The 8145-nt window shown below is 64.6% G+C and carries 9 protein-coding genes; 4 read left to right on the plus strand and 5 right to left on the minus strand.

Going from position 1 to position 8145, the window contains the following annotated elements; genetic code table 11:
- Positions 1-79 precede the first annotated feature (79 nt).
- Positions 80-382 carry a DUF1244 domain-containing protein gene (locus KGM94_RS07385; RefSeq protein WP_300256425.1) on the minus strand — a complete coding sequence of 101 codons (303 nt, stop codon included), beginning with the start codon at positions 380-382 and terminating at the stop codon, positions 80-82.
- A 154-nt stretch (positions 383-536) separates the two neighbouring features.
- Between KGM94_RS07385 and KGM94_RS07390 the strand changes: the two genes are divergently transcribed.
- Both KGM94_RS07390 and pyk read left to right on the plus strand, forming a co-directional pair.
- Complete coding sequence (locus KGM94_RS07390; RefSeq protein ID WP_300256427.1) at positions 537-1133, plus strand: DUF1036 domain-containing protein; 597 nt, start codon at positions 537-539, stop codon at positions 1131-1133.
- The gene (gene pyk / locus KGM94_RS07395; protein WP_300256428.1) at positions 1130-2566 is read left to right on the plus strand and encodes a pyruvate kinase; all 1437 of its coding nucleotides are present in this window, start codon (positions 1130-1132) and stop codon (positions 2564-2566) included. The genes KGM94_RS07390 and pyk overlap by 4 nt, the downstream gene beginning before the upstream one ends.
- Positions 2567-2676: 110 nt before the next feature.
- Here pyk and KGM94_RS07400 read toward each other — a convergent pair whose 3' ends face one another.
- On the minus strand, positions 2677-3354 hold the full coding sequence (locus tag KGM94_RS07400; protein ID WP_300256430.1) for a TetR/AcrR family transcriptional regulator: 678 nt from the start codon (positions 3352-3354) through the stop codon (positions 2677-2679).
- 261 nt (positions 3355-3615) lie between these two features.
- Entirely contained in the window at positions 3616-3780 is a 165-nt protein-coding gene (locus KGM94_RS07405) for a Flp family type IVb pilin (RefSeq protein ID WP_300256433.1), read from the minus strand.
- Between the two features lie 285 nt (positions 3781-4065).
- On the opposite strand from KGM94_RS07405, the gene KGM94_RS07410 reads away from it, so the two are divergent.
- Positions 4066-5556 carry a hypothetical protein gene (locus tag KGM94_RS07410; RefSeq protein WP_300256434.1) on the plus strand — a complete coding sequence of 497 codons (1491 nt, stop codon included), beginning with the start codon at positions 4066-4068 and terminating at the stop codon, positions 5554-5556.
- A 61-nt stretch (positions 5557-5617) separates the two neighbouring features.
- Here KGM94_RS07410 and KGM94_RS07415 read toward each other — a convergent pair whose 3' ends face one another.
- Entirely contained in the window at positions 5618-6355 is a 738-nt protein-coding gene (locus KGM94_RS07415) for a PEP-CTERM sorting domain-containing protein (RefSeq protein WP_300256436.1), read from the minus strand.
- Between the two features lie 75 nt (positions 6356-6430).
- Complete coding sequence (locus KGM94_RS07420; RefSeq protein WP_300256438.1) at positions 6431-7135, minus strand: PEPxxWA-CTERM sorting domain-containing protein; 705 nt, start codon at positions 7133-7135, stop codon at positions 6431-6433.
- A gap of 229 nt (positions 7136-7364) precedes the next feature.
- Here KGM94_RS07420 and KGM94_RS07425 point away from each other — a divergent pair.
- Positions 7365-8145, plus strand: a 781-nt coding sequence (locus KGM94_RS07425; RefSeq protein ID WP_300256440.1) for a hypothetical protein, incomplete at its 3' end; no start/stop codon positions are given.

Below are 8145 nucleotides of genomic sequence, written 5' to 3' on the forward strand. Positions count from 1 at the left end.
AGCGCGCCCACACCTTCCTGAGGCCGAACGAGAAACCGCTTGCGCGGCAGCCGATTCGCGCGTTGCAGAGCGCGGCCGATCAATGGCCGGGATGGACCTTCTTCATCGTTTCGAGCTGCTCGGGACTCGCCGGCGCCTGGTGTTTCGCCTTCCAGGCCTCGTAGGGCATGCCGTAGATGGCCTCGCGGCTCTCGTCCTTGCTCAGGGCGACGCCCTTGGCATCGGCCGCGTCCTTGAGCCAGTTGGACAAGCAATTGCGGCAGAAGCCCGCGAGATTCATCAGGTCGATGTTCTGGACGTCGGTCCGCGTCTTCAGGTGTTCCACCAGACGCCGGAAGGCGGCGGCTTCGAGCTCCGTTCTGGTTTTGTCGTCGATTGCCATGATCGCAGATCCCTGGAGATGTCTGACCCACCCTTACGAGATCAGGTGGGCACTGTCACAGATTTTGCCATATCGCAGCGCAAACAGGGGATGCTTGACAGGGTCGGGGCCCGTACGCGAAATCGTCAATGATTTGCTATAGCTTTCCGCGACAATGATCGCCGAATCTCCCGTTTCACGCCTGCCCCTCCCCGCCGTGCTCACCCGCCTTGCCCCGGTGCTGGCGCTCGCTTTGCTGTGCCTGTGGAACGGTCCGGCGTCCGCCGACTTCCGCCTCTGCAACAACACCTCGAGCCGGGTCGGGATTGCGCTCGGCTACAAGGATGCCGAGGGCTGGACCACCGAAGGCTGGTGGAACATCTCCTCTCGCAGCTGTGAAACGCTGCTGCGCGGAACGCTGGTCGCACGCTTCTATTACATCTACGCGATCGACTACGACCGCGGCGGCGAATGGTCGGGACAGGCTTTCATGTGCTCGCGCGACAAGGAATTCACCATCCGCGGCACCGAGAACTGCCTGGCGCGCGGCTATGACCGCACCGGCTTCTTCGAAGTCGACACCGGCGAGCAGCGCGCCTGGACGGTGCAGCTCACCGACGCCAACGAACAGCCCTCGCAGCAGCGCGTGCCGGGCCTGCCGGGCCCGGTCGGACCGGGCGGCGTTCCGGGTTTGCCCAACAGCACGCCGGGTGGTACGCCCCCGGGCTCGTCCGGCCTGCCGCCGGCTGCCCCGCCCGGAAACAAGCCATGAGGCGACTGCGCCGCATCAAGATCCTCGCGACTCTCGGACCGTCCTCGTCGGACAGCGCGATGATCCGCCGCCTGTTCGAGGCCGGCGCCGACCTCTTCCGCATCAACATGAGCCACACCCCGCATGACAAGATGCGGGAACTGGTGGCGACCATCCGCAACGTCGAGAGTAGCTACGGCCGGCCGATCGGCATTCTGGTCGACCTGCAGGGACCCAAGCTGCGGCTCGGCGCCTTCGCGGAAGGTGCAGTGCAGCTCCAGAACGGCCAGAACTTCATCCTCGATTCCGACAAGACGCCGGGCGATGCCACACGCGTCAATCTCCCGCATCCGGAAATCCTCGCCGCGCTCAGGCCCGGGCACGCGCTGCTGCTCGACGACGGCAAGGTGCGGCTGATTGCGGATGAGACTTCGCCCGAGCGCGCGGTGACGCGCGTCGTGATCGGCGGCAAGATGTCCGACCGCAAGGGCGTCAGCCTGCCCGACACGGACCTGCCGGTATCGGCGATGACGCCGAAGGATCGCGCCGACCTCGAGGCGGCGCTGACCACCGGCGTCGACTGGATCGCGCTGTCCTTCGTGCAGCGCGCCGACGATGTCGTCGAGGCCAAGAAGATGATCCGCGGCCGTGCCGCGGTGATGGCCAAGATCGAGAAGCCGCAGGCGATCGACCGTCTGGCCGACATCATCGAGGCGTCGGACGCGCTGATGGTGGCGCGCGGCGATCTCGGCGTCGAGCTGCCGCTGGAGCGGGTGCCGAGCCTGCAGAAGCAGATGACGCGGATGGCGCGCCGCGCCGGCAAGCCGGTGGTGATCGCGACCCAGATGCTGGAATCGATGATCCAGTCGCCGGTGCCGACGCGTGCCGAGGTCTCCGACGTCGCGACCGCCGTCTACGAGGGCGCCGACGCCATCATGCTCTCGGCGGAATCGGCCGCCGGCAAGTTTCCGGTCGAAGCGGTCTCGACCATGAATCGCATCGGCGAGGAGGTCGAGCGCGACCCGACCTATCGCGCCGTCGTCACCGCGCAGCGCCCGGAGCCGGAAGCGACCGCGGGCGACGCCATCGCGGACGCCGCGCGGCAGATCGCCGAGACGCTGGATCTGCCGGCCCTGATCTGCTGGACCAGCTCGGGCTCGACCGCCGTCAGGGTGGCGCGCGAGCGGCCGAAACCGCCGATCGTGGCGATCACGCCGAACATGGCGACCGGGCGCAAGCTTTCGGTGGTGTGGGGCGTGCACTGCGTGGTCGCAGAGGACGCACGCGATCAGGACGACATGGTCAGCCGCGCCGGCTCGATCGCCTTCCGCGACGGCTTCGTGCGCGCCGGCCAGCGCGTCATCATCGTTGCCGGCGTGCCGCTCGGCATTCCCGGCACCACCAACATGGTGCGCATCGCCTCCGTCGGCCCCGAGGGCGACGCGGATATGTGAGCGATGCTAAAGCGCGATGAGATTGGAATGAATCGTCATCACGCCTTAGGTTATTGTTCGGGCATGATCTTTTCGGAAAACCGCTTCGCACTTTTCCGGATCATGCTTAGTTAGGCGCCCACCAGCGCCTTCGCCGGCACCACCGTCTGCTGCACGACCAGCCCGCGGGCGCGGGCGTCCATGACGCCGACGGCGCGCAGCGCGAGCAGCGTCACGGTCTGCACGGCGTCGCGGAGTTTTGCGGAATCATCGAGATTGTCCGGCGCCAGCGGTCCCACGAGCGCTTCATGCAGCGCGCCGAGCAAGGCGGTCGCCGCGAGCGCGGTGTCCTGCGCCGGAAGGTGGCCAGCGCGCACGGCCGCATCGATCCGCCCGGCGATCTCGCCCGCGATTTCGCGCCGGCTTGCCAGCCGCGACACGCTGACGTCGACGTCGACCGGCTCGGCCAGAATGCCCCAGGCGAGCTTGCGCTGGGACAGGGTGTGGACGGCAACCGTGGTGACCGCGGCCGCCAGCGCCGAGGACGGACCAGGTGCTGCATCCGCCGCCCGGCGGATGGCGGCGAGCTCGTCGCGGGACACTTCGGCGATCAATTCGGAAATCAGGTCGGCCTTGGAGGGAAAGTAGCGATAGACCGTGCCTGCGGCGACGTTGGCGCGCACCGCCACCGGGGCGATCTGGACGGCCGCCATTCCGCCCTCGGCGGCCGCGTCGCGCGCCGCCGCCAGAATGGCGCTGCGCCGGGCCGCCAGGCGCTTCACTACTTGATGCGTCCGCCGGTAAACCATGGCGCGCTTCCTGTCCCCGAACACCGGGCTCGTTCGCCTCGGTCGAGCGCTTTTCACCGCTTCGATGCAAATCGCCCGTGAAGAACTGAACAACTATTCAGGCCGGAACACAAGCTGCAAATTCGTCGCTACGGGAAAGGCGGTGCCGGATCGCGCATTCCCGGAGCCTCGCGACGCGGCTCCCCCGCCAATCGTCGCTACACAAACGAGAAGAGCCCCGTCGGTGACGGGGCTCTTCGTATTTCCAGATCGACGTCCAGCTTACCTGAGGCTGGACGAGATCGAGCCGAACTTGGCGTTCAGCGTGGTGCCGAGGTTATTGACGACGGTGATGATCGCCAGCGCGATGCCGGCAGCGATCAGGCCGTATTCAATAGCGGTGGCGCCGGACTCATCCTTCACGAAGCGCGCAACGAGGTTCTTCATAGACTGCTCCAAAGAGTACACGAGGCTACAACTAGTCTGGTCTTCCCGGCTTCCCAGCGCCGCCGACCATCGAACCGACCGTAGAGGCAAAGCATTGCGCCGCAGTTAATCCGGCTGCGGAAAGACGGCGCGGTTTGCGTGTATCCGGCGATGGTAAACCGCAATCTAAAACAAACGATTAAATCGTCCGCGCCCGTAGCGGCCGATTTACCCGAAGTTATGACCGCCATGGTCCAATGCGGCCCGTACGCCGGCCGGCCGACGCATCCAGGACAACGAGGCGGAATGTCGCTTTCCTTCACCAACAGCGTGGCGCAGCACGGCCGCGCGCGAGCCCTGGTGCCGCTGTGCGTCGGCGCCGGCGCCTACCTGTTCTTTCTGCTGGTCGGCGACACCCTGCTGCAGGACTCCGACTCGTTCTGGCAGATCAAGGTCGGGCAATGGATCCTCGACCACCGTGCCCTGCCCTACACAGATCTCTATTCCTTCACGCGGTTCGGCGAGCCCTGGCTGTCGACCTCGTGGCTGTCGCAGGTGCTGTTCGCGGTCTCATATGAACAGTGGGGCTGGGCTGGCCCGGTGATCCTCACCACCATCGCGATCGCGCTCTCGGCCGCAATTCTCGTGCATCTGCTCGACGCCCAACTCGATGCCGCGCGCTCCGTGCTGTTCGCGATGCTGGCGCTCGCGCTGTCGCTGCACCATCTGCTGGCGCGTCCTCACATTCTGGCGCTGCCGGTCATGGTGGCCTGGGTCGGCATGTTGATGCGGGCTGCCGATCGCAAGAGCACGCCGTCCTGGGTCCACCTGCCCTTGATGGCGCTGTGGTCGAACCTGCATGGCGGCTTCGTGCTCGGGCTGGCGCTGATCGGACCGATGGCGCTGGTCGCGATCTGGGACCTCGCCTCGCGCGAGCAGATCCGGCTGTTGCTGCGCTGGTTCCTGTTCGGCGTCGCCGCGCTCGTCGCGAGTTGCGTCACGCCCTACGGCTGGCGAACGCTGCTCGGCGCGACGAACATCCTCAATCTCGGCGAGTTGCTCTCGGTGATCTCCGAATGGATGCCGGCGAACTTCGCCTCGTTCTCGGCCTTCGAAGCCGCGCTGCTCGGCCTCATCGCGCTCGGCCTCGCACGCGGCCTCGTGCTCTCGCTGCCGCGAATTCTGTTGATCCTGCTTCTCACCTGGATGGCGCTGACCCACGTCAGGAGCATCGAGGCCTTTGCCTTCCTGGTGCCGCTGGTGCTGGCCAAACCGCTTGGCAGCTCAGCCGCACCGATGGAGCCGACTGCGCACGGCGAGAGCTGGCCGGCGCGCCATGTCACGGCACTCGTCGCGTTGATGATCGTCGCCGCGGCCTGGACCTCGACGTCGATCTACATGGGGCATCATCGCTTCACCTTCACGATGAACCAGACGCCGGTCGCCGCGGTCGACCTGCTCCAGCAGCGCAAGGCGCAGCGGATATTCAACGCCTACCAGTTCGGCGGCTACCTGATCTCGCGCGGCATCCCGGTGTTCGTCGACGGCCGCGCCGAGCTCTACGGCGAGACCTTCGTGATGGACTTCTTCAAGGCCGTGGAGGTCAAGAAGCTCGACAATCTGACGCGCCTGCTGGACGAGTACCGGATCGACGCGACGCTGATGGTCGCCGACGCCCCCGCCGCGCAGGTGCTCGATCACATCAAGGGATGGAAGCGGATCTACGCCGACGACATCGCCGTGATCCACGCTCGAGACGACCGGCAGACCGCGGACGCCCCGGCGGCGGCGCGCTGAAGCGCCGGGATCAACTCCGAGACTGCGGAGGAGCGTAGCTCGCCCCGTGACGGACTTCCGATCAGGACGTTCGCGGCACGACCTGGCCGCGTCGTCGGTATGTCAACAAGCCAATCCCCAAGAAGCCGAGCACCATCATCGCCCATGTCGAGGGCTCCGGCACGCCGGCAATTGCAAAGTTTGCTCCCATCCAGATATATCGGGAATCATCGATGATCGTGCTGGGGAAGGCGATGCTGCTCTCCGAGCAGCAACTATATCTCGCCGAGCCGCTGGAGCCGAGCGTGATGACCGGTTTTACGGTGAGATCGGTGATGTTGACGCCCACAACGTTCGGGGTCCACACCCAACCATCGGAGTTACCCGGAATATAGGCATCGATGACGTACGTCTGTCCGGCGTGAAGCAGAGTCGGCGCCACGCCTACGACCCGGAACAGATCTTCGAGGCTGGCCGCCGTACCGCTTGGGACAACTCCCGATACAATCGGATTGTGTGCGGCGTCGTAGATCGCTACCGGATGGCTCTGGGCGAGGCCGTCGGCTCCGGCGTCAAAAAAGCCCAAGCCATTGACGACGATGTCCGCTTGCGGAATGAACGACCAGCCGACATTCCGGCTGTTTCCGTCGCTGAAGATCCCGGTGACCGACGTGAACGTGACCGCCAGCTCTGCGTGTGCGGGACCGTTCACGAACAAGAGAGCAGCCGGTGCCAGCGCGAGTAACCTTTTCAGAGCGCGCACCGGGCTTGCGAGGTTTCCAGCGAATACGGCAGCGAGCATCCGCATCGATGGCTTCATGACGTCCCCCTTACGAGTTGAATTGATTGTCGGGCCGGTAAAGATCGCTTGCCGTCCGAATGCCGGCGTTGCGCATCAAACCGAGACGTTTCGCAGCGAACGGCGTTGTCGACGGGCAGCGAAGCCGACGCCGGCAAGGCCGAGGATCATCAAAGCCCACGTGGATGGTTCGGGGACTCCGGTGGTGATGTCCCTGATCGTCAGGGTATCTATGTTCGCGGTTACATAGCCGCCGACCGTGATGAATTGGCTGATGGAAGTTTGCCCCGGCAGGACATGGTAGGTGAAGTTTTCCGTTATGGTGAGAGGTACTGTGTAAGGGCCGAGATCATTCGCTCTGACATAGCTGTCGAGAAGAGTGTCGTGCGACGAATCGACGTGCAGACGGGCGTACGCCTTCTGCACGTTTGCATCGACGGTCTGGGATGTGCCGCTCAGTTGCGAATAAGCAATGGGGTTGAAGGAAAACGTGTGTCCGTTGACGGACACCTGGGCACTTGTCGCCGGCGACAGATTGACGAAGTCGGCGCCGCCGAAGACGAAGTTGTTGTCCGGGGATGTCCGCGCAAACGCGCCGGTCGCCCTGCTCGTATCGAAGACGTACTGAGCCACATAGCTCTGACCGACATAGGCTTCAACGCCTGTGTTGATCGTTCCGAAAATCCCGCGGGCATCCGAGCCGGCAACGACCGTGCCGGAATAGGTGACTTGAACGATGCTGGCGTGCGCACTGACGACACCAAGAATGAGCCCGACGATCGAGCCGAACAGCTTCTTCATTTCGCTCCTCGAAGACCTTGCATGAGGTTGTCCGAACAAACCGGAAGCAACGTATGAGGACCCGCAAGTATTCGGCATGACCCAAATGGGTCAGGTTGGCGGTTCCACGGATGGCTGGGTTGCGGATCGGCCGCCCGCGTCGAAGCCTGGCCATCTATCTGATTGGCCGAAGGAAGTCGTTGCGCGGGACGGATCTCTCCGGCATTTTCGAGCAGGGGGAGAGCGGCGCTTGAGGACAACCGGACGAATCGATAGCGAACAACTCGATCGGGCCATCGGTCGGCTGGGGGAAGCGGCCATCGACCCCTCGATGTGGCCGGAGATCATGGAAGCCCTCTGCAGGGCCGTCGGGGCCTCTGGAGCGATACTCCTTCAAAGCGATATCCGGACCCCGGATGTACCGCGCACGCCCTCGATGGACGAGGCCACCCGGCTCTATTTCAGAGACAATTATCATCTGACCGACCCGCGTGCCGTGGGCTTTCCTCGCATGATATCGGGCGAGGTGATTACCGACCACGACGTGCTGACGCCGGAGCAAATCCGCTCTGATCAGATGTATAACGACATCCTTCGACCGTTCGACTTTCAATGGTTCGCCGGAGTCGGGTTTTGGGCCGGATCCGCATTTTGGGCATTGACCATTCAGCGGACGGCACGAGAAGGCCCATTCGAGGGTGCCGACAAGCAGTTGCTGTCCCGCCTTGCGCCGCGCCTGACGGAGACTGCCAGCCTGGCCACCTCCGTCGGACGAGCCGTGCTGCGTTCGGTCACGGACGCGTTTCAACGGCTCGAGCAGCCGGCGCTCGTTCTCGGCAACGACGGTACCGTGCTCGCCACCAATGCGGCGGCGGATGCCGGATTCGACGACGAAATCAGGGTCAGCAAGCGTCAACTGCTCGTGCGCGACAGGAGCGCGCGCGTGAAGCTCGACCAAGTCATCCATATGATGCGGCGGATGCCGGATAGCACCGCGCTTCCTGCCGTTCCCATCGTCGTGCGCCGGACGG

Source organism: Bradyrhizobium sp. (assembly GCF_028868675.1).
In the GTDB taxonomy this organism is placed as follows: Bacteria; Pseudomonadota; Alphaproteobacteria; order Rhizobiales; family Xanthobacteraceae; genus Bradyrhizobium.